Raw genomic sequence first — 19,914 nt, forward strand, 5'->3', positions numbered from 1 at the left:
GCGTTGCTCCTTGGAAGGGAGGTTGGGACCGTCAGGGGTCAGCGCGTGGGGTGGGGGGCGGACTCGGCGGGCGGCCGGGCCGCGGGCGAGTTGAGGGGTCCGCTCCAGGGGCCGACGATCTGGAGGGGCTCGCCCGCGGCGGCCTCTTGGATCCATAGGTCGAGCAGGGGGGCCAACTGCCGGTTATTGATGACCGCGGTCGTGGGCACATCCAGCCGCAGTCCGTCCTGGATGAGGGACTCCAGGGGAGACTTCGGCTCCGGCACCATGGCGATGCGGGGATCTCCCGGGCGGAAGCCATGGGCGAGCGCCTTCTCCTGCATCTCCCGGCTGCGCAAGAACGCGATCCACTCCCGAGCGGCGCTCATCTCCTCCGCGTTCCAGGGCCGGGTCGCCATCTGGACCACGGGGTGGTCGTTCCACATCGTGTAGGTGGGATAGAAGATCTTCAGCTTGCCCCAGCGGCTCTCGGGGAAGGTCCTGATGGCCTCGAGCGCCAGGCTCTCGTATGTGAGGATGACGTCGAACTTCGAGGGGCCGTAGCGCAGCATGTCCTCGAGCAGCCGGTTGGTGGTCAGTCCGCTGCTGATGGCCTCCGCGTTCACCTCCTTGAGGACCTGACGGTAGCCCGCGTCGTTCAACTGCGCAGTGCTCGGCGAGCGCGCGGAGCCGAAGTACTCGAGCGTCAGCAGGTAGAGGGCCTGGATGCCCGACGAGGAGCGCAGTGGATCCGCGTACCCGACCCTCAAGGGGCTCAGGGCGTGGCTCTTCGTGCCATTGAGGCTCGAGTTCCAGCCCGTCTCCCGGCCCGTGAGCAGTTCGTACACCACGGACCACGAGAGCAGGTCCGGCTGGTTGGGCCGGCGCTCGCGCTGCAGCTTCTGCAACCCCTGGGTCTGCCGCTCCCAGCCGAGCCAGACCAGCGGCGACAGGAGCACGGGCTGGGGAGCGCCGCCACCCTCGGTGGAGTAGACTTGCTTGGACTGGTCCTCGGCCAGGACGACGTTGGCCTTGGACAGGTCGTCGGCCGTCACGGCGGAGGCCTTGAGCTCGGCGGCCTTGGCGGCGTTGGTGGAGCGCAGGCGGTCCTGCAGCAGGTTCAGGTCGAGGCTGTCCGAGGGGCTCCAGACCAGGGGATCGATGCGGTGAGCCGCAATGGCCTCGATGCTCTCGATGGAGCCCATGCTGGTGAACTGCAGCACGATCTCCGGACGACGATCCTTGAAGACCCGCGCCGCCTCCTCGAGAAAAGCGCGGCTCTCACTGCTGTGGAGCATCTGCACCACGACCGTGGTGTCGGAGGTGGTCTCCTCGTCCTCGCCTGGAGTTCCCCCCGTGTTGTCACGCGGATGGGTCACGAGCCAATAGGCCGCGATGAGGGCCACGAGCCACAGAAGACGGTACCTGAGTTTCATCGGGGGGCATCCGCACGTGACGGAAGGAAGGGCCCGGAGCCGGTCACGGCGAGTGAGGGCCGGAAGGAGAAGAGGACAAGGGAGAGATGGTCGTGCCGCAGCCCCCCGGAACGGAGGGATCACACCCCGCCACGGCCTTGGGGGCCACGGGGGACACGGCGGGTTTGGCAGTCGTGGACAGGGTCGCCGCGGCGGTGGACGGAACCACCGCCGCGGCGGGCGCGGTGGAATTCGTCGGTGAGGCGGGGGCCGGGGCGGCCCGCGCGGGGGTCTGGGTGTTGGTATCGAGGATGAGGGGCAGACCGTCCCTGCCTCCGCCAATCACTACCACCTTCGCGTTCTCGGACTTGGCCAGCGCGAGCGTGGCCTCGATCCCGCGCCAGCGCAGCAATTGCTCCGAGATGCCCTTGGAGATGATGTCCTGGAAGTCGCGTACGCCCTGCGCCTCGATGCGCTTGCGCTCCGCCTCCTTGACCTCGGTCTTCAGGCGGTAGTCATACTCGAGCATCACCTGCTCCGCGTTCTCCTTGTTCTGGATGGAGATCTGCAGGTTCTCCGGCAGGATGACCTGCTCGATGAGCAGCTCGTCCAGGATCAGGTAGCTGTCGTCCAACTGGCGCATCGCATCCCGGGTGGCCTGCTCGAGCACGGACCGCTTGGTGGAGTAGATCTCCTCGGCATTCAGCCCGCCCGCGGTCGTGCGCATCTTGGAGACGATGCCGGGGCGGATGATCGTGTCGAAGTAGTCGGGCCCCACCCGCTTGTGCAGCAGTCCCACCTGCTCGATGCGCGGGTGGTAGCGCACCGACACATCTATGCTCACCTGCAGACCATCGAGGGTGAGCACCTGGAACTCGATGCGCCGCTGCTGGATGCGCACGTTGTAGATGTAGAGCGTGTCCCAGGGCAGGATGAAGTGCAGCCCCTCGCCGTACGTCTTGTCCGTGATGGTGCCTTGACCGAAGCGGCGAAAGAGCACGCCCTGCTCGCCCGAGCGCACGGTGACCAGGATGCTCGGCCAGTAGAAGATGAACACCAGGAGGGCCAGGCCGCCCGCGACGACGAACCAGAAGTTCCACCGCGCCCAGAACCGCTGGAGCCACGCCTCCACCCTGGCCTCGATACGGTCCAGCCGGCTGCCCGGCTCCGGCGGCGTGTGGTGGCTCTTGTGGGAACTCATGAGCGCTCCCCCCGCGGGTGTTGCTCGTAGGGCTCTAGTTTGCCTTCGGACATCTTGAGGACCCGATCCGCCAGGTGGAAGAAGTGGTCGTCGTGTGTGGCCGCGATCACCGTCTTGCCTCGCGCGGCGAGCGAGCCGATCAGCTCGTGGTAGAAGTAGCGCCGGAAGTCCGGATCCTGGTCCGCAGCCCACTCATCGAAGATGAGCACGTCCCGGTCCTCCAGGTCCGTGACCAGCAGGGCCAGGCGCTTCTGCTGACCCCTGGACAGCTGGATGTTCTCCAGCACGCCGTCCTCGCGCACCCCCGTGACGGTCGTCAGGTCGAACGCGGCGAGCAGCTGGTTGATGCGGGCCCGGTTGAATCGGCGCATGTGGAACAGCCGGCTGAAGAGGTGGAAGTCCTGCAGGATGATGGCGAACTTGGAGCGGTACTGCTGCAGGGTGGTGCGCGTGACGGGCACGCCGTTGAGCTCCAGACTGCCCGCGCTGGGCGGATACAGGCCGCACAGCAGCTTGAGGAAGGTGGACTTGCCCGAGCCGTTGCCCCCGATGATGAAGATGACCTCCCCCTTGCGCACCTCCAGGTCGATGGGACCGAGCTGGAAGGCGCTGCGGCCCTGGACCTCGGGATACTGGAAGGTCATTCCCACACAGGCCAGACGCTCGAACTCGACGGGCTCCAACACCCGCTCGAACGGGGGCACCGGCCCCAGGCGGCCCTCGAGATGCTCGATGCGCTCGATGGCGATGTTCGCCCGCTCCACCGCGGGCACGGCATCCACCATGGCGTTGACCGAGCTGGTGATGAACATCAGCACCGCCACCACGCTCACCAGCACGCGGCTGTCCTGCTGGGAGGTGAACGAGGGCAGCACGAAGATGATGACGCCCATCAGCCCGAAGAAAAAGGTCTCCCCGAAGATGGTGATCCGGCTGATCCGCCGGGCGGCGCGCAGGCGGAGTTCCTCGGCCTCGCTGGCCACCACCTTCAAATCCTGCTCGAACAGGGAATGGCTCTTCTCGGCGTCGACCTTCAGCTCCTTGAAGCCATAGAGCAGATGACCCAGCTCCTCGAAGAAGCGGTGATCCTGCGCGGCGGCATTGCGCAGCAAGGGCCGGGCGCCCCGCACGTTGTGCAGGTAGAACAAGACACCCAGCGAGATCGCCGTGGCGAGCAGGAAGAAGGCCGGCAGGGACAGCAGCGCGATGTACAGCATCGCCAGGCAGACGAGGATGGTCGAGGACAGGCTGTTGATGATGAGGTTGGCGGACTCCGACAGCGTGCGCGTGTTCTCCGCCAGCGCCGTGTAGATGGGGGCGGCGCCAATCTGCTCGAAGTGGATCAGCTCCGAGCCACGGACCTTCTCCGAGATCCGGATCCGCACGCGGTTGATGATGCCCTCGACGATGTCCGACGTGCGTTCCAGGACGAACTTGCGGCAGATGACGAAGAAGGCGAAGCTCGCGACGAACAGCAGTAACAGTTGGGATTGCTCGGGGCTGCGGTAGTCCATCCCAGTGGCGGAAATCACCAGCAGGACGATCAGTCCATTGAGGACTCCGCATAGACCCGCGGCGACCAGAAGCCGGGACGTCATGGTCCCGGCTTCCTTTTGAAGGAATCGCAGAAAATTCATCCGTGAGACTCGGGCAGGTCCATCAGCGCTGCGGAGGAGGAGCCACCGGCCCCAGAAGCAGGAGCGTGATCGCTCCGACCAATGGGGTCAGCAGCAGCGAGAAGAAGAACCAACCCCACAGGCCCATGGACCGCCGCTCTCTGCCGAGCACGCCCACGAGCAGGCACAGCAGGACGTAGATGATGGCGACGAGAGGCATGGGCGACCGATGGAACTCAGCTATTGCTCTCGGACGCCTTGAGGTCCTGCACGGTGCGCTTGGCCGACTCGAACTCGCGGCGGAAGTGCTCGCGCACCGTGGCGGGCTCGAAGTCCAGGAAGGTGCCACCCGAGGCGAAGTGCTGGGTGAAGACCTGGCCCACCGCGTAGGTGAAGGCTCCGGCGCTCAGGGGCACCGACACCAACCCGGCCGTCTGGCCCACGATGGGGATGATCTTGACCAGGCTGAAAAGCGCGGGCGCCACGGCCAGCGTCCCCAGACCGCCCACCAGGGAGGTCAGGATGCTCTTCACCCGGTTCTCCGAGAACGGGATCTTGTAGAGGTGCGACAGCTCGTTGAGCATCTTGACCTGCACACCCGTCACGCCGATCAAGTCCAGCCCCGGCATGGGAAGCAGCCCCACGCCCATGGACCACAGCGTGTTGCGCTTCACGATGTCCTGCGCGTCTTTGTCCCTGAGCTTCAAGGAGCCTTCCACACCCGCGCCAGAACCCTTGACCTCACCCTTCACCTCGATGGACACAGTTGCCTCCGCTTTCTTGGTCTCGACAGGTTTGACCACTACAACTATTTTCGTGACCCAGGCCACTACCCAGGGTATCACAGGGTGTCAAAGAATTTGTCCGCTTTGATGGACTCCGCTAGCGTCACGTTCGCGACGCGCCAGAGGCCTGCTCAACCGGGCCTCGTCCTGCTGGGCGGGCGAGTGGGTTGCCTCCAGCCGCTCCCGGGCCGCGTCGATGCCAGCTTGCAGGTCCTCCAGGTGCGTCCCCGCGCAGTGCCCGGCACGCAGCTCGGAGAGGTTCATCCGCAGGTGGGCGGCTACGTCACGCTCGCCCGCGGCCACATACTTGCGGATGCAACATGTGTAGAGCTGCGCTGCCTCCCAGGACACCGAGCCGTTTGCTGGAAACTTCAATGATTCCAGCCGTTTGCATTGACATGCCAATTGGCGGGGTTGCACCAAGTAGCTGTTTTCCTTGAGGAAAAGCCCATCAGAACATTCGGTGTACTAGAGCACCGAACAGAAGTGGGGCAGGGGTTGGAACCGCTGGCTCGGAAGCCCTGCTCAGGATGAAACAATCACCCCGTGGGCTCGAGCGCGGGAGCCCCCTGGCAGTCACCGCCCGAGCGCTTGCGCTCGATGCGCTCGCGGCGGTCCCAGACCCGCTCGTGCCCGCGCCGGAAGTACCAGACGCGATGCCAGGGGATCTCCTCATCGGGGATGAACGCCGCGAAGGGCACCTCCTCCAGCCGCTCGCCGTGCGCGTCGTAGCCGATGACGAACTCACCGGCGTCGAGCCGCGGATCCCACCGGATGCGGTGGTACATCTCGCGGCTGGTCTGACATCTGTCCGGAAACATGGGTGTGGCCTCGCGGGAAGAGAATGCCCTCCGGACGAGGCTCACGCGCCCACCTGACTCCATGACGATACCGCGGCAACGCCTGGCCGCCCTGGCGCGAGCGTCGAGCTGACCAGGCCGGGCTGCCGCCCCCAGGCGCGGGCGCCTTACTGCATCTTCTCTCGCAGGTAGGTCTCGAGCTCGGAGATGGCGACGCGCTCCTGCGCCATGCTGTCGCGGTGGCGCACGGTGACCGTGTCCTTGAGCGCCGCGTCATTGCCCTCACCGAGCGTGTCGAAGTCGACCGTGATGCAGAACGGTGTGCCGATTTCGTCCTGGCGCCGGTAGAGCTTTCCGATCGCGCCGGTGTCGTCGTAGACGATGCGCATCGCGCCGGCCGACTGGAGCTTCCTCCGGATGCTCTTCGCGGTGCTGACGATTTCCGGGTGGTTCTTCTTGAGCGGAAGCACCGCCACCTTGATGGGCGCCAGGTGCGGCTTGAAGTGCAACACCGTCCGGTAGAACTCATCGACCACCGGATCCACCTGGCCGCGCAGCTTCTTCGCCACCTCGATGCTCTCCGCACCGGGCATCGACAGGAGCCCCGCGATGGACGGCAGCCGCTCGCCGAGCGCCCGGGCGATCCGCTCGCCCTCGGCGAGGAGGGCCTCCTTCGCCTGGGCCGGAAGCTTCTCGTTGCGACCCACCGACTTGAGGAACGTGCCGAGCGCCTCTTCCACCGGCTTCAGGCGCTCCGCCGGGGCGGGCTTCACCTGCTCCTCCGCGTAGGCCTCGCTCAAGAGCGCGAGCACACCGCGGTCCACGCCCGCCGACGGCTCGATCACGAAGGGCACCACGTGCTGCTTCGTCTCGGGGTCGAACCAGGTGAGTTTGTCGGTGCTGTGCGCATTGGGGCTGACGCGCGCCTTCAACCCGAGCGAGCCCTGGTCCTTGCTGTGCGACCCCAGATCGTAGTCGGTGCGATTGGCGATGCCCTCGAGCTCTTCCAGACCGTGCGGGAAGCGGTAGAGCAGGTCCACCGTCGCCTTGGCGTAGTGGGCCAGTTCCTCGGGCTTCTGGTGGTACGGCTCGAGGTTCTGCCGGGACAGGCCCACGGACAGCCACCAGTTGATCCGATCCTCCACCCACTTCTTGTGCCACCCCTCGTCCTCGCCCGGGCGGACGAAGAACTCGATCTCCATCTGCTCGAACTCGCGGACCCGGAAGATGAAGTTGCGCGGGGTGATCTCGTTGCGGAACGCCTTGCCGATCTGCGCGATGCCGAACGGCAGCTTGCGCGACGTGGAGTCGAGGACGTGCTTGAAGTTGACGAAGATGCCCTGCGCCGTCTCGGGCCTCAGGTACGAGAACGACTCGGGGTCCGGCACCGGCCCGATCTGGGTCTTGAACATCAGGTTGAACGGACGCGGCTCGGTGAGCTCCGTCGACGCGCAATGGGGGCACTTGCCGGAGATCTGATCCGCACGCCAGCGCATCTTGCAGTTCTTGCAGTCGACCATCGGATCCACGAAGGTCTCTTCGTGGCCGGAGTAGCGCCAGGTCAGCTTGTTCATCAGGATCGCCGCGTCGATCCCCTCCATGTCCTCCCGCTCCCAGACGTTGGCGCGCCACCAGGCGAGCTTGAGGTTGTTCTTCAGCTCGACGCCGAGCGGACCGTAGTCATAGGTGCCCTGAAGACCGCCGTAGACCGCCGAGCCAGGAAAGATGAATCCCCGGCGCTTACACAGGGACACCAACTGCTCCATCGTCTGCGCGGCCATCGGTGTATCGCTCCTTCACGTGCCAGATTGGCGAGGGAGTGACACTCTACACCGAGAGGAAGGCGGAGGGCACCCGATGAAGGTGTCCCCGGCCCCGCTCCAGCCCCATTGCGTTCCGCCCCCCTACCCTCCATGTCTTAAGCCTTTCTGAAGCCAGCGCGATTTTCATTTCGAGAGAGATTGAACCAATCCACTCGTGACGCATCTGTTACAATTGATTTCGGAACGACACACATTCCAATCAGCCATGGTACCCATCTCCTCTCATCGATCCGATGAACTTCCAGGCTTCCCCGGGCCGGCGAGGAACCCAGGAGCGACCCACCATGAGCGCCAAATTCTTGCTGTCTGTCATTGTCTGCGCCTCCGTCGGCGCGGGGCTCGTGGCCTGCGACGCGGGCTCCGAGGACGTGGATCCCACTCCAGTGCCCGGGGAGGACCCGACGGGCGGAAACCCCTCCACTCCAAACGGTTCCACGGACGGAGGCTCCACGGACGGCGACTCCGGCACGCCCACCGAGACCGGCACCTTCAGCTTCTTCGTGACCAGCATCGAGTCCATGCGCCAGCTCTCGGGCAGCACGAACGGCTTCGGGGGCGATCTCCGCTATGGAGAAGCCACGGGGCTGGAAGGAGCGGACAAGATCTGCCGCACCATCGCCGAGGCGTCCCTGCCCGGCGCCGGACAGAAGACCTGGCGCGCCTTCCTGAGCGCCTCGGCGGGAGGCCCCGAGGGAGGGGTCGTCAATGCCATCGATCGCATCGGCGAGGGACCCTGGTACGACCGCCTGGGCCGGCTCGTGGCGCAGAACAAGGCGGCCCTGCTCAGCGGCTCTCGGCCGCTCTCGGACGCGCAGATCAAGAACGACCTGCCCAACGAGCGGGGAGAACCCAACCACCAGGGCGTCGACAACCATGACGTCCTGACCGGCTCGACCAGCCAGGGGAAGTTCTCCGGCAGCAAGAGTGGCACCTGCAACGACTGGACGAGCGCGGTGGGCTCCACCGGCAAGCCCATGTGTGGCCACTCCTGGCCCCGCAGCGGCAGCACGGGCAGCGGCTCCAACTGGATGTCCGACCACCAGGTGCCGGGCTGCGCGCCAGGGGTCACCCTCACCAACACCGGCGGAGGAGGTGGTGGCTCCACGGTGGGCGGCTCCGGGGGCTATGGCGCCATCTACTGCTTCGCCCTCACGCCTTGACGGGACGGTACGCCATGAATGTTGGGTTCAAATTCGAGAGAAGAGCCGGCCACGAGCCGGCGCTCAGGGTCCTGCTGGTGCTCGGGTGGCTCGCCACCGGATGCGGCGGCGCGACGGCTCCCGCTCCGAGCGGGGTAGACGATGTCAGCCAGGGCTCGCTCCTGCCGTGGACCGAGGGCAATCGCTGGACCTATCGGGTCACCACGGACGGAGCGGTGTCCCAGCGGGAAGTCACCGTGGGCCCGCTGGAGCCCGTCGGCGGCACCGGAGCCTCCCGTGAGGTGCTGGCCCACCGGGTGACCACCCGGGAGGACTCGGGGGCCATGACCCTCGATTGGCAGGAGCGCTCGGACACGCGCATGGTGCGCTACCGGGAGCAGACCTTCGACGCCGGGGCGACGAGCGCCAAATCCGAGGAGTGGTGGGAGCCGTCCAAGCTCTACCTCGACGAGACGCCCGAGCACCTCGTGGTGGAGTCCTCCTGGATCGAGAGCTACCAGGAGACGAAGCAGAAGGCCGGCAAGAGCGCGAACACGGAGACGACGCGAGACCTCTGGAAGGTGATCTCCCTCGGCGAGTCCGTCACCGTCCCGGCGGGCACCTTCCAGGCGATCGTCGTGCGCAAGACAGGCACCAGCAAGATCAAGACGTACTGGTTCGTGCGCGGCGTCGGAAAGGTGAAGGAGACCGGCGAGGAGACCGAGGAGCTGGTCAGCTACGAGGTGGCGCCGGAGACGTCCACCCCGTAGCGGGCCGTGGCGGAGCTCAGATCTCCGCCACGCCCTCGCGCTCGGCCCACCCCTCCAGCCCGTTGGGCAGGCGGATGCGCACGTAGCGGCCCGTGTCCTCCATCACCTGGACCTTGAGACCCGGGTGGACCTCGAAGGACACCTTGGCCTCTTCCCGGGGGAACTCACGCGCGCGCAGCGTGGGTGCGATGACGATGGCCTCGTGCAGGTTCTCCTGCGCCCAGACGTGCGCGGCCAGCAGCGCGCCCGCGGGGAGCGACAGCACCAGGAACAGGCCGCCGAGGACGGCCGCCCAGGCCCGCCGGCCCGGACGCAGCAGCCGGAAGAGGATGAGCAGCACGAAGCCCGTCACCCACGCGGAGAGGAAACCCCAGGCCACCCCGTTGCCGCTGGTGGCGGCGACCACGCGCTGGAGGAACGACTCCTCGGGCGCGCTCCCCACCACCTTGTCGAGCTGACGCGCGCGCGCGAGCGCCAGGTTGGCCTCGAGATCCGGCCCGTCCCCGCCCGCCCGGCGAGCGCGCTCGAAGGCGAGCACCGCGCGCCCCAGGTCCTCCTGCGCCAGGTAGGTGGTGCCCAGGTTGTATTGGAGATCCGGGCCCCCGAAGCCCCGCTCGAGCAGCTTCTCGTAGCCCGCGCGCGCGGCGGCGTAGTCGCTCCGGTAGTAGGCCTCGTTGGCCTGCTGGAAGAGGCCCTGGGCCTCCTCGGACGAGTAGTAGCCCTGGCCCAGCAGCGTGGCCACGAGCATGGCGGCGACGGCGTTCACTTGTCCCACCCCTCCATCACGGCCGCGGCGTCATCCAGGATGCGCTCGCGAGCGGCCGGCTCGGCGCCAGGGGCGAAGCGGCCGGTATCACATGCCTCCAGCACGAAGCGCACCCGCTGGCGGCGCGCCCCCTCCACCCCGGCCTCGGTCAGCTTCGCGTCCAGCGCGTCGCGGGTGAGGCCCCCCACCGGGACGCGCAACCGGGCCGCCAGGAAGTTGAGCAGCGCCTTCTCCACCTCGCCGTAGAAGGCACTGGAGTTGCCCGCTCGCAGCTTCTCCGCCGCGGCCAGTTGCTTGCGTGCCGCCCGGGCCCGCTGCCGGCTGCGACTGCCCTCGTCCTGCGCCGACCACCGCCCGCGCACGAGCCCTCCGAGGGCCAGGGCGAGCATCAACCCCACGGGCGCGAGCACCGCCGGCAGGAAGAAGGGCCGCTGCCACACGGCGGCCGCGGGGGCCTCGAAGCGCGCCTGGTAGCGCAGCGGACGCAGGCCGCCCGCGGTGAGGACGTTCTTGGGCTCGGCCGCCGCATCCGCCATGGGCGCGGACGAGCCCGCCTGCGCGGATGCCACTCCCCCCGCCCCGGACTCCACCACGATCTCCACGGGCTCGGTGCGCGACACCTCGTAGCGGCCCGTCTTCGGATCGAAGTAGGGGAACTCCAGCGAGGGCAGCGTGAAGGTGCCCGTGCGCTGCGGCATCACCAGGTACTCCTGCGTGCGGCGTCCCTGAACGCGCAGCTTGTTGGGGGTCATCTTGTCGGTGGTGGTCGGGTCGTACACCTTGAAGGCGGGCGGGGCCTCCAGCCGGGGCGGCGTGATGTTCTTCACGTTGCCCGAGCCCTCGAGGACGACCTTCACCGTCACCGGCTGGCCCAGCTCCACGCGCTGCTGGGACGTCTCCACGGACAGCTTCCAGTCGCCCACCTGGGCCGTCGACATGCCCTTGGGTCCTCCCGGGGGAAGCGGCTTCACCTCCACTTCCAGGGGGTTGGACACGCGGTGCACGCGGTGCCCCACGAAGAGCATGCCGGTGGTGATGTCCGCCTCCGCGGGGGTGATGGACAGCGTGCCCGTCTTCATGGGGAAGAGCGCGCGCCGGCGCAGCAGGTAGGTGCGGTAGGGAATGCCGTTGACGATGCGCTGCTCGCCCGTGAGCTGCGTGGGGCTCTCCACGTCCTCGCTCCAGAAGCCCTCCAGCTTGGGCATGCTCACCGAGTCCACGCTGGACAGGTCCACACGCGAGTAGATGTAGAGCGACAGCGTCACCTGCTCGCCCACGTACGCCTGCTTCTTGTCGAGCGTGGCGCGCACGAACAGATCCGAGTCCCCGCGGGGAATGCGCACGTCCTCCTGGATGCCTCCGCGCGGATCCTGCTCTTCCTCCTCCTCGTCGGCGAACGGGTCCGGCATGCCACCAAAGGGAGGGAAGTTGCGGAACGGGTCCGGCATCCGCTGGCGTCCGGCCTGGGCCTGGCCCCCGGGAGGCGAGACGCGGCCCTTGCGCACCGTCATCTTGATGGAGTCGGTGCGCAAGGTGCTGCTCCCGACGGGGAGCACGGCGGGTGGAATGGTGAGGGTGCCCGCGCGCTGGGCGCGCATCATCAACACGTGCTTGCGCACCGTCTGGATGACGGGCGGTCCGCCCCCGCTCATCTGGATGGAGCGCTGGGTGCTCTGCGAGGACGACAGCACCTCGAAGTCCTCGGGCGCGGGAAAGCGCACCTGGGCGTTGTCCGGTGGATCCACCACCACCACGGTGAGCTGGAACACGTCCTCCGTGCCCACCTCGGTGCGATCCACCGTCTGGTAGAACTCGACCTCCGCCCACGCGGGCAGTGCCGCGAAGAGCAGGGCGATGGCGGCCAGCGCCGCGTGGCCGCTACCAATCCTTCTCATTGGGATTCCTCGGCCGCTTCTTCTGCTGGAAGCGCCACAGCTGGAGATTCTTCTCGTTCTGCTTCATCGCATCCAGCAGGCGCTCGGCCTCCTGCCGATCGATCTCCTCGGCGCTCACCCCACCATCCAGCTCGTCCACCTCACCCGGAGAACCCGCGTCCGACTCCTGGGCATCCTCCGACTGACCCCCATCGCCTTGCTGGCCACCGTCGCCTCCCTCCCCGCCATCCCCGGGCTCGCCACCGTCCCCGCCCCCATCCTCGGGACCGCCATCTCCCGGGCCCGCGTCTCCCGGACCCGCGTCGGGCGTGCCGGAATCGCCCGGGCCCCCATCGTCCTGGCCTCCATCCGACCCGCCATCCTGCCCCGCGTCGGAGCCACCATCGCTTCCGCCGTCCTGGCCTCCATCCGTGCCGCCATCGGGCTGGCCCGCGTCGGGACGGCCGCCATCCTGTCCCCCGTCCTGCCCTCCGTCCTGGCCTCCATCCGTGCCGCCATCCCCCCCACCCTTCTGCGGAGGAGGCAGGTTGCGCAGCAGCACCTCGTAGTTGTGCCGGGCCTGGGCATCCGTGGGGTCCAGCGTGAGCGCGCGGCGGTAGGCCTTCAGCGCCTCGCGCGCATCCCCCTGGGCCGCGTGGACGTTGCCCAGATTGTACGTGGCCTTCTGCCGCAGGTCCGGCCGGCCGTTGGCCTCGGCCACGCCCTGGAAGGCCTGCTTCGCCTCGTCATAGCGGCCCAGCTTCATCAGCGCGTCGCCCCGGTTGAAGTCCACCGCCGGGTCGTTCGGCCGCTCCTTCTTCGCCTGCTCGAAAGAGGACAGCGCGTCCTCGTACCGCCCGGCGTCATACGCCTGGCGGCCCTGTTGAATGAGCGGGTGCTCCTTCTCCAGCAGTCCCGCGGCTCCCGCCGTGAAAGGAAGCAAGGGCAGGAGCAACCCCAGGCAGAGCCAGGCCCAGGCCGCCGCGCGTCCGAAACCCCGGCTCATGCGGACCTCCGGCGCCAGGACGAGGGCAGCACCATGCCGAGCACCAGCAGGACGAGCCCCGGCAGGGCGAACACCTGGAAGCGCTCGTCGTAGCGGACGGTGACCCGGCTCTCCAACTCGCTCTTCTGCATCTTCTCGATACGCTCCAGCACCTGGGACATGGCCACGCCACGCGGCTGGTAGAAGAACTCGCCCCCCGTGGCCTCGGCGATGGCCGTCAGGCCCGCCCGGTCCATGCGGGTGATGACCGTCTCGCCGCTGCTGTCCTTCTTGTAGTCCACGAACTCGCCCCGGCGGTTGTACACGGGGATGGGCTCGCCCTGCTCGGAGCCCACGCCCACGGTGAGCACCTGCACGTGGGCCTCCTTGAGCGCGGCCACCGCCTCGTCCACCTCGCCCGTCAGGTCCTCGCCGTCCGAGAGCAACACCACCACGCGCTCCTTGGAGCCGCGATCCGCGTTGTCCAGCACCTGGCGCGCCAGCAGCAGCGCCTCGCCGATGTTGCTGCCGCCCTGGGGCATCTGCTCTGGATCCACCGCGCGCAGGAACAGCTTCACCGCCGAGTAGTCCGAGGTGAGCGGCGACTGGATGAAGGCATCCCCGGCGAAGGCCACGAGCCCCACCCGGTCCCCCTTCAGCTCGTCCAGCAGTGTGGAGAGCTCCAGCCGGGCGCGCTCGAGGCGGCTGGGCTGCACGTCGCGCGCGAGCATGGACTTGGACGCATCCAGCGCCACCACCACGTCGATGCCACGCCGCTTGGCCAGCTCGCTCGTGGTGCCACACTGGGGCTGGGCGAGCGCGAGGCCGAAGAGGAGGAGCCCCAGGCCCTGGAGCCCCGCCTGGGTGGCCGGCAGCCAGCGCGAGGTGCCGGGGGCCAGCTTGTCCACGAGCCGCTCGGTGAGGAACGCGCGCACGCGCGAGCGCCGGCGCAGCGCCAGCCACAGGGCCAGGGCCCCCACCAGCGCGCCCGCCACGCACAGCCCGAGGAAGGCGGGTTTGGCGAGCCCCATCTGGTAGCCCAGGAACTTGAAACGCCAGGGGTCCGTCAGGTTCACGGCGACACCCGCAGGAAGGTGGAGCGCAGGAAGAGTTCCAGCACGGCGAAGCCAAAGGCCAGCAGCAGGTACGGGTGGTAGTCCTCGCGGTAGTTGGCCGAGGCACCGCCCTCCATCAACTTGGAGCGCTCGAGCGAGTCGAGCACCTTCTGCAGGCCCTGCTTGAGACCCTCGGGATCCGTGGCGCGGTAGTACTCGCCGCCGGTGGAGTCGGCGATGTCCTGGAGCAGCTCGGGGTTGATGGGGATCTCCGTCTCGCGCCACACGGTGTTGCCGAACAGGTCCGTGCCCTGGGGAAAGGGCACCTTGCCGCCCTTGCCCACGAGGATGGTGTAGATGGGGATGTGCAGCGACTTCGCCATGCCGGCCGAGTCCAGCGGGGAGATCTTCCCCGCGTTGTTGTCACCGTCGGTGATGAGCACCACCACGCGGCTCTTGGCGTCCGAGTCGCGCAGGCGGTTGAGCGCCGTGGCCAGCGCGTCGCCAATGGCCGTGCCGTCCTCCAGCACGCGCGTGCGCAACTGCCGCAGCACCTCCTTGAGCACGCCGTAGTCGAGCGTCAGGGGCGCCTGCGTGTACGCCGCGCCCGCGAAGACCACGAGGCCGATGCGGTCATTGACGCGGTTGGTGATGAACTCGCTGAGCACCTCCTTGGCCACGTGCAGGCGGTTCTGCGGGCGGAAGTCACCGGCCTCCATGGAGGTGGACAGGTCGAGCGCGACGACGATGTCGATGCCCTCCACGTTCAAGTCCCGCACGCGCGTGTCGCGCGTCTGGGGACGGGCGAGCGCGACGAGGGCGGCGGCCACCGCGGCGGCACGCAGCAGGGGCAGCATCGGCAGGAGGTACACGCGCAGGCCCCGGGGATGCCGGGTGAACACGTGCGCCGCGGAGAAGCGCAGCACGGCGCGGCGGCGCTTCTCCCACCAGCTCCAGACGAACAGGAGGGGGATGAGGAGCAACCCCCACAGGTAATGGGGGCTATGGAACGCGAGGTCCGGAAGCATGGGACACGGGGGCCGCTTCGGGCGGAGGAGGAGGGGGCCAGGTCTGGTCCAGCAGCGAGTAGCCGAACGTCAGCGCCTCGCGGCACGAATCCGGGGAGGACTCGGCCCGGGCGTACTTCACCAGGTCCGACTCGGAAATGAAGCGCATGAGTCCGTCCTCGGGCAGGCCGGGCGCCTTCAGACGCCTCAGCTGCGCCATCAGCTCCGAGCTGGTGCACTCGAGCGCGTCGAAGTCATAGCGCTCGCCCAGGTAGCCGCGGAGGATCTCCGACAGACGGAAGTAGAAGTCCTTCACCCGGCCTTGCGCGGGCAGGTTCTCGGACTTGAGGGCATCCAGGGCCCGACGCGTGCGCACGTCCAGGGGCAGCGGGGGAGCCACCGCCGCGCGCCGCCGCTCCCGGTACTTCTGGAAGAACCGCCACGCGGCATAGCCCAGCAGCGCCGCGGCGATGACGCCCAGGGCGGCCCACACGAGCGTCCACGAGCGGACGGCCACCTCGGTGGGCGGCTGGATGTCCCGGAGATCCTCGCCCTTCGCCTCGGCGTCCTCGGGCAGCGTGGAGCCCACCTCCAACGTCCGGCCCGGCGCCACGTAGCGCCGCGGCCCCTCCGGCGTGGACACGAGGAAGGCCAGGTCTGGCAGCGTCACCATGCCCAGCTTGAAGGCGGACATGCGCACCCGGAACACGGTGACCGCCGGGTCCTTGCCCGCCGCGGGAGGCGTGCGCTCCTGGGAGAGCAGCTCGAAGTCCCCCAGGTCCGGCGGCACGTCCAGCTCGTAGCGGTGGTCCGCCGGATGGGTGAGCACCACCTCGTAGACGAAGGGCTCGCCCAGGAGCACGCGCTCGGGCTGCACGCGGGCCTGCATCCCCGAGGGCTCCACCTCGGGCAGCTTCGCGCTCGCCCCAGCGGGGGCCGGAGCCTGGGCCTGGGCGACCAGGGGCGAGACGACCAGGAACGCGCAGAGCGTCAACGCCCTCATGCCGCCATCCTCCGGGAGCGGGCGCGGAAGAAGCGCACCAGGGCCATGCCGTGATCATCCCCGGTGCTCAGCTCCACGTGGTCCAACTCCAGCTTCTTGAAGAGCCGGCGCAGCTCCTCGCGCTGACCCTGCAGGGCGCGCGCGTAGCGGCCACGCACGAGTGGATCGCTCGTATCCACCACGAAGCGCTCGCCCGTCTCCGGGTCCTCCATCTCCACGAGCCCCATTCTCGGGAACTCGCGCTCCAGCGGATCCACGATGACCACGGGCACCAGGTCGTGCTTGCGGCCCACCAGCCGCAGCGGCGCCTCATAGCCCGAGGCGAGGAAGTCCGAGACGAGGAACGTCACCGTCTTGCGGTTGGCCACGCGACTCAAGTAGGTGAGGCCCGCGGACAGGTCCGTGCCCCGCCCCTTGGGCTGGAAGGTGAGGATGTCGCTGACCAGCCGCATCACGTGCGAGCGGCCCTTGCGCGGCGGCACCACCTTCTCCACCCGGTCGGAGAAGAGGATGAGCCCCACCCGGTCGTTGTTGGCGATGGCGCTGAAGGCGATTTGAGCGGCCACCTCGGCGGCCACCTCGGACTTGGAGCGCTCGCGCGAGCCGAACTCCTTGGAGGCCGACACGTCCACGAGGAGCATCACCGTGAGCTCGCGCTCCTCGGTGAAGACCTTGACGTAGGCCTCGTTCATCCGGGCGGTGACGTTCCAGTCGATGATGCGAATCTCATCCCCGGGCTGGTACTGCCGCACCTCGGAGAAGGCCATGCCCCGGCCCTTGAAGACCGAGTGGTACTGGCCCGCGAGCATGTCCGACACCACCTTGCGGGTGCGGATCTCCAGCTTGCGGATGCGGCGGATGATGTCCTTGGCGAGCACGGCGCGATCTCCAGGCTCCTCGTCCGGGACTTACGGCACCTCGACGCGATCGAACACGCGCTGGATGAGCTTCTCCGTGGTGAGCTCCTCGGCCTCGGCCTCGTAGGTGAGGGCCACGCGGTGGCGCAGCACATCGAAGGCCACGGCCTTCACGTCCTCGGGGGTGACGAAGCCGCGGTGGCGCAGGAAGGCGTGGGCGCGCGAGGCCTGGCTCAGCGCGATGGTGGCGCGGGGGCTCGCGCCGAACTGGATGTAGTCCGCCTGATCCTTCAGGCCGTAGCGCGCGGGCTCGCGCGTGGCGAAGACCACGTTGAGGATGTAGTCCTTCACCTTCTCGTCCATGTAGATCTGATGGACGAGCTCGCGCGCGCGCACGAGCTGCTCCAGGGCGATGACCCGCTGGACCGGGGGCGGCTTGCCACCGCTCATGCGGTCCATGATGACCTTCTCCTCCTCGCGCGTGGGGTAGCCCACCTTCACCTTGAGCATGAAGCGGTCCACCTGCGCCTCGGGCAGGGGGTAGGTGCCCTCCTGCTCGATGGGGTTCTGGGTGGCGAGGACGAGGAAGGGCGAGGGCAGCGGGAAGGACTGGTCGCCGATGGTGACCTGACGCTCCTGCATGGCCTCGAGCAGCGCGGACTGGACCTTGGCGGGGGCGCGGTTGATTTCGTCCGCGAGCACCACGTTGGCGAAGACGGGCCCCTTGCGCACGGTGAAGTTGGCCGCCTGCTGGTTGTAGATCATCGTGCCGACGAGGTCCGCGGGCAGCAGATCCGGAGTGAACTGGATGCGCATGAACGAGGCGCTGATGCTGTCGGCGATGGTGCGCACCGTGAGCGTCTTGGCGAGGCCCGGCACGCCCTCGAGGAGGACGTGGCCGTTGCAGAGGACGCCAATGAGGATGCGCTCGAGCATGTAGCGCTGGCCGACGATGACCTTGCCGACCTCCTGGTTGAGGAGTTCGACGAAGCCGCTCTCCTGCTGCACGCGCTCGGTGAGTGCCCGGATGTCCGTGTTCATAAGGTGTTGTCTCGACCGTCCCTGAGAAGGCAGGCAGCCTAGGTGAGGGGGGTAGCCGGCTCAACAGCGCAGTAGGCCAAGCATTCCGGTATTTTCCGGGTGGACCCCACCCAGGAGGGCATGGCGGATGACCGGCGGGAGCAGCCCGGGGCACGTCCCCGGCCCGAGCAGTGGAGTCCTCCCTCTGGGGCCCGTGGAAGCGGAGGTGCTCGGGGAGCTGGCGCCCGGGGTAGTGCCCCGCGCATGCCCGCTCGCTGGAGGAGGGACGCTGCGGCTCCTCGAGGGAGGCGAGGGCCCTCCCCTGGTGCTCCTGCATGGACGGGGGAGCGCGGCGAGCACGTGGTTCCCCCTCCTGCCGGCCCTCGCGCGAGAGTACCGGGTGCTGGCGGTGGACCTGCCGGGATTCGGGGGCTCCGCGGCGGCCCCGGGGCCGCTCCGGACAGCCGAGGACGGACTGCGGTTCTTCGTCGAGCCGGTGGAGGAGGTACTCTCCGCCCTGGCGCCGGGGCCGATGACCCTGGTGGGCCACTCACTTGGAGGACTGGTGGCGCTGGAGCTGGCGCTGCGGGGCCGGGTCCCGGTGGAGCGCCTGGTGCTGGTGGACGCGATGGGCCTGGGACCGGAGATGGCGCGGGAGGCCCGCCTCTACTTCCGCGTGGGGCCGGAGCGGGTGGCACGTGTGTTGGGCCCCCGGCTCTTCGGGCGGATCGCTCCGTTGCCGGACACCCCGCACCGCCATCGGCTGATGGAGCTGGACTACGAGCTGATGACGGTGCGCGGAGGCAGGGCCGAGGCCACGCGGGCCTTCAACACGTTGGTGCCCCTCTCGGGGGGCGTGTTCCACCGGCGCGAGCGGCTGGGCGAGGTGAAGGCGCCCATCCTGTACCTCTGGGGCGAGAATGATGGCGTCCTGCCCATGTCACTGGCCGAAGCCGCGGTGCGGGCTCAGCCCTGCGCGCGGCTGGTGCGAGTACGGGCCGGACACAGTCCCCACCTGGAGCAGCCGGAGTGCCTTCTGTCTGAGCTGACGACATGAACGGCTCTTGGCTCTGAAGATGCTGAATCGAGCGGGGAGGTTCATTCCCGCCCATTCCGAGCCCAGAACGCGGGAAACCTGTGCGCGAGTTCCTGCTCGCCCCATTCTTCTCCAGCGGGAACCGAGGGACCCGCTCCCTTATGGGCAGGGAAATCGCGTCCCGTCAGCGCCTCATAGGCACGGGCTGGCACGTATCGAAAATCCTCGAAGAACACGTCTTCGACACCAGGAGCATCGACAACGTGGATGAGCGACTCGGCGTTCGACACCGCGTCCTCGAAAACACGGCGCCCCATCGAGATGAGCCAACTTCGGAAGTCCGTGAAGCCATCATCCGAGCAGCCCCCCGCGACAAGGTACGCAACCCCCCACAGATCCCATTGATAGGCGACGTCCATCTTGTCCTGGAACTGGGCATCAAACTCGACGATCTCCTCGGGAGGCAGCCTCGACAACTGCTTCCAGAGTTCCTCCGCCTGTCGTTGGGCGTTTCCATCCGCCCGTTCTGGCTCGACCACCCTCCGGGAGGACTCGACGATGGCCCAGAATTGCTCAGTATTCATGAAGCAAACACCCCTTCGCAGTGATTCCCCATGCTCAGTCCATCCCCATGACATCCTGCCTCTCAACGAGGGGAAGCTTTCGATTCAAAAAACCCGGAACGAAGTCTCCATGCAAATCCGTCGTTCTCCAAAGACTTTCTGCTTCCTCTTGTGATTGTTCCAGGGCGAAAAAGCCGTTCTCATCTCCCAGGACATCGGC

General features: G+C 67.9%; 20 protein-coding genes. 3 read left to right on the forward strand and 17 right to left on the reverse strand.

Features of this window, described 5'->3' with window-relative positions; translation table 11 throughout:
* Window positions 1–38: 38 nt before the first annotated feature.
* The 8 genes from CYFUS_RS39925 to CYFUS_RS39955 form a co-directional block, all read right to left on the reverse strand.
* Window positions 39–1,415, reverse strand: a complete 1,377-nt coding sequence (locus tag CYFUS_RS39925) for a substrate-binding domain-containing protein (RefSeq protein ID WP_157758928.1) — start codon at window positions 1,413–1,415, stop codon at window positions 39–41.
* Window positions 1,416–1,458: 43 nt separating this feature from the next.
* The gene (locus tag CYFUS_RS39930) at window positions 1,459–2,595 is read right to left on the reverse strand and encodes a prohibitin family protein (protein ID WP_095989970.1); all 1,137 of its coding nucleotides are present in this window, start codon (window positions 2,593–2,595) and stop codon (window positions 1,459–1,461) included.
* A complete protein-coding gene (locus tag CYFUS_RS39935; RefSeq protein WP_157758929.1) occupies window positions 2,592–4,193 on the reverse strand; it encodes a cyclic peptide export ABC transporter in 1,602 nt (533 codons plus the stop codon). The genes CYFUS_RS39930 and CYFUS_RS39935 overlap by 4 nt, the downstream gene beginning before the upstream one ends.
* Before the next feature lie 61 nt (window positions 4,194–4,254).
* Window positions 4,255–4,431: a hypothetical protein gene (locus tag CYFUS_RS52025; RefSeq protein ID WP_198316305.1), complete on the reverse strand. Its 177-nt coding sequence runs from the start codon at window positions 4,429–4,431 to the stop codon at window positions 4,255–4,257.
* 16 nt (window positions 4,432–4,447) lie between these two features.
* Window positions 4,448–4,918: a YcjF family protein gene (locus CYFUS_RS39940; protein ID WP_157758930.1), complete on the reverse strand. Its 471-nt coding sequence runs from the start codon at window positions 4,916–4,918 to the stop codon at window positions 4,448–4,450.
* Window positions 4,919–5,062: 144 nt separating this feature from the next.
* Window positions 5,063–5,371: a hypothetical protein gene (locus CYFUS_RS39945; protein WP_157758931.1), complete on the reverse strand. Its 309-nt coding sequence runs from the start codon at window positions 5,369–5,371 to the stop codon at window positions 5,063–5,065.
* A 164-nt stretch (window positions 5,372–5,535) separates the two neighbouring features.
* Window positions 5,536–5,817, reverse strand: a complete 282-nt coding sequence (locus CYFUS_RS39950; RefSeq protein ID WP_095989974.1) for a DUF504 domain-containing protein — start codon at window positions 5,815–5,817, stop codon at window positions 5,536–5,538.
* A 146-nt stretch (window positions 5,818–5,963) separates the two neighbouring features.
* Window positions 5,964–7,577: a glycine--tRNA ligase gene (locus CYFUS_RS39955; protein ID WP_095989975.1), complete on the reverse strand. Its 1,614-nt coding sequence runs from the start codon at window positions 7,575–7,577 to the stop codon at window positions 5,964–5,966.
* Window positions 7,578–7,903: 326 nt separating this feature from the next.
* On the opposite strand from CYFUS_RS39955, the gene CYFUS_RS39960 reads away from it, so the two are divergent.
* Both CYFUS_RS39960 and CYFUS_RS39965 read left to right on the forward strand, forming a co-directional pair.
* The gene (locus tag CYFUS_RS39960; protein WP_095989976.1) at window positions 7,904–8,779 is read left to right on the forward strand and encodes a hypothetical protein; all 876 of its coding nucleotides are present in this window, start codon (window positions 7,904–7,906) and stop codon (window positions 8,777–8,779) included.
* A 14-nt stretch (window positions 8,780–8,793) separates the two neighbouring features.
* The gene (locus CYFUS_RS39965) at window positions 8,794–9,528 is read left to right on the forward strand and encodes a hypothetical protein (RefSeq protein ID WP_095989977.1); all 735 of its coding nucleotides are present in this window, start codon (window positions 8,794–8,796) and stop codon (window positions 9,526–9,528) included.
* Window positions 9,529–9,544: 16 nt separating this feature from the next.
* Here CYFUS_RS39965 and CYFUS_RS39970 read toward each other — a convergent pair whose 3' ends face one another.
* The 8 genes from CYFUS_RS39970 to CYFUS_RS40005 are packed head-to-tail and all read right to left on the reverse strand — an operon-like array spanning window position 9,545 to window position 18,116.
* A complete protein-coding gene (locus tag CYFUS_RS39970; RefSeq protein ID WP_095989978.1) occupies window positions 9,545–10,294 on the reverse strand; it encodes a tetratricopeptide repeat protein in 750 nt (249 codons plus the stop codon).
* Entirely contained in the window at window positions 10,291–12,189 is a 1,899-nt protein-coding gene (locus tag CYFUS_RS39975; RefSeq protein ID WP_095989979.1) for a BatD family protein, read from the reverse strand. Before CYFUS_RS39975 ends, CYFUS_RS39970 begins: the two co-directional genes overlap by 4 nt.
* The gene (locus CYFUS_RS39980; RefSeq protein WP_095989980.1) at window positions 12,173–13,174 is read right to left on the reverse strand and encodes a tetratricopeptide repeat protein; all 1,002 of its coding nucleotides are present in this window, start codon (window positions 13,172–13,174) and stop codon (window positions 12,173–12,175) included. The genes CYFUS_RS39975 and CYFUS_RS39980 overlap by 17 nt, the downstream gene beginning before the upstream one ends.
* Window positions 13,171–14,184: a VWA domain-containing protein gene (locus CYFUS_RS39985; protein WP_420042719.1), complete on the reverse strand. Its 1,014-nt coding sequence runs from the start codon at window positions 14,182–14,184 to the stop codon at window positions 13,171–13,173. The genes CYFUS_RS39980 and CYFUS_RS39985 overlap by 4 nt, the downstream gene beginning before the upstream one ends.
* Window positions 14,185–14,225: 41 nt before the next feature.
* On the reverse strand, window positions 14,226–15,236 hold the full coding sequence (locus CYFUS_RS39990) for a vWA domain-containing protein (RefSeq protein WP_095989982.1): 1,011 nt from the start codon (window positions 15,234–15,236) through the stop codon (window positions 14,226–14,228).
* Window positions 15,211–16,218 (reverse strand): DUF4381 domain-containing protein, encoded by a 1,008-nt coding sequence (locus tag CYFUS_RS39995; protein WP_095989983.1) that lies wholly within the window; start codon window positions 16,216–16,218, stop codon window positions 15,211–15,213. The genes CYFUS_RS39990 and CYFUS_RS39995 overlap by 26 nt, the downstream gene beginning before the upstream one ends.
* Window positions 16,215–17,096, reverse strand: coding sequence for a DUF58 domain-containing protein (locus CYFUS_RS40000; RefSeq protein ID WP_071904018.1), 882 nt, complete (start codon window positions 17,094–17,096; stop codon window positions 16,215–16,217). The genes CYFUS_RS39995 and CYFUS_RS40000 overlap by 4 nt, the downstream gene beginning before the upstream one ends.
* A 30-nt stretch (window positions 17,097–17,126) precedes the next feature.
* A complete protein-coding gene (locus CYFUS_RS40005) occupies window positions 17,127–18,116 on the reverse strand; it encodes an AAA family ATPase (protein ID WP_095989984.1) in 990 nt (329 codons plus the stop codon).
* A gap of 127 nt (window positions 18,117–18,243) precedes the next feature.
* On the opposite strand from CYFUS_RS40005, the gene CYFUS_RS40010 reads away from it, so the two are divergent.
* Window positions 18,244–19,152, forward strand: a complete 909-nt coding sequence (locus tag CYFUS_RS40010) for an alpha/beta fold hydrolase (protein ID WP_095989985.1) — start codon at window positions 18,244–18,246, stop codon at window positions 19,150–19,152.
* 41 nt (window positions 19,153–19,193) lie between these two features.
* On the opposite strand, the gene CYFUS_RS40015 is transcribed toward CYFUS_RS40010, so the two are convergent.
* A complete protein-coding gene (locus CYFUS_RS40015; RefSeq protein WP_198316306.1) occupies window positions 19,194–19,769 on the reverse strand; it encodes a DUF4240 domain-containing protein in 576 nt (191 codons plus the stop codon).
* Window positions 19,770–19,914: the final 145 nt, after the last annotated feature.

Origin of the sequence: Cystobacter fuscus, assembly GCF_002305875.1 — a bacterium.
Classification (GTDB): Bacteria; Myxococcota; Myxococcia; order Myxococcales; family Myxococcaceae; genus Cystobacter; species Cystobacter fuscus_A.

Bases quoted from the DNA above. Each gene is read 5' to 3' on its own strand.
- CYFUS_RS39925 (WP_157758928.1), bottom strand. From the start codon at position 1,415: ATGAAACTCAGGTACCGTCTTCTGTGGCTCGTGGCCCTCATCGCGGCC.
- CYFUS_RS39985 (WP_420042719.1), bottom strand. From the start codon at position 14,184: ATGGGGCTCGCCAAACCCGCCTTCCTCGGGCTGTGCGTGGCGGGCGCG.
- CYFUS_RS40005 (WP_095989984.1), bottom strand. From the start codon at position 18,116: ATGAACACGGACATCCGGGCACTCACCGAGCGCGTGCAGCAGGAGAGC.
- CYFUS_RS39930 (WP_095989970.1), bottom strand. From the start codon at position 2,595: ATGAGTTCCCACAAGAGCCACCACACGCCGCCGGAGCCGGGCAGCCGG.
- CYFUS_RS40010 (WP_095989985.1), top strand. From the start codon at position 18,244: ATGACCGGCGGGAGCAGCCCGGGGCACGTCCCCGGCCCGAGCAGTGGA.
- CYFUS_RS39960 (WP_095989976.1), top strand. From the start codon at position 7,904: ATGAGCGCCAAATTCTTGCTGTCTGTCATTGTCTGCGCCTCCGTCGGC.
- CYFUS_RS40015 (WP_198316306.1), bottom strand. From the start codon at position 19,769: ATGTCATGGGGATGGACTGAGCATGGGGAATCACTGCGAAGGGGTGTT.
- CYFUS_RS39935 (WP_157758929.1), bottom strand. From the start codon at position 4,193: ATGACGTCCCGGCTTCTGGTCGCCGCGGGTCTATGCGGAGTCCTCAAT.
- CYFUS_RS39990 (WP_095989982.1), bottom strand. From the start codon at position 15,236: ATGCTTCCGGACCTCGCGTTCCATAGCCCCCATTACCTGTGGGGGTTG.
- CYFUS_RS39955 (WP_095989975.1), bottom strand. From the start codon at position 7,577: ATGGCCGCGCAGACGATGGAGCAGTTGGTGTCCCTGTGTAAGCGCCGG.
- CYFUS_RS39980 (WP_095989980.1), bottom strand. From the start codon at position 13,174: ATGAGCCGGGGTTTCGGACGCGCGGCGGCCTGGGCCTGGCTCTGCCTG.
- CYFUS_RS39995 (WP_095989983.1), bottom strand. From the start codon at position 16,218: ATGAGGGCGTTGACGCTCTGCGCGTTCCTGGTCGTCTCGCCCCTGGTC.
- CYFUS_RS39950 (WP_095989974.1), bottom strand. From the start codon at position 5,817: ATGTTTCCGGACAGATGTCAGACCAGCCGCGAGATGTACCACCGCATC.
- CYFUS_RS39975 (WP_095989979.1), bottom strand. From the start codon at position 12,189: ATGAGAAGGATTGGTAGCGGCCACGCGGCGCTGGCCGCCATCGCCCTG.
- CYFUS_RS39965 (WP_095989977.1), top strand. From the start codon at position 8,794: ATGAATGTTGGGTTCAAATTCGAGAGAAGAGCCGGCCACGAGCCGGCG.
- CYFUS_RS52025 (WP_198316305.1), bottom strand. From the start codon at position 4,431: ATGCCTCTCGTCGCCATCATCTACGTCCTGCTGTGCCTGCTCGTGGGC.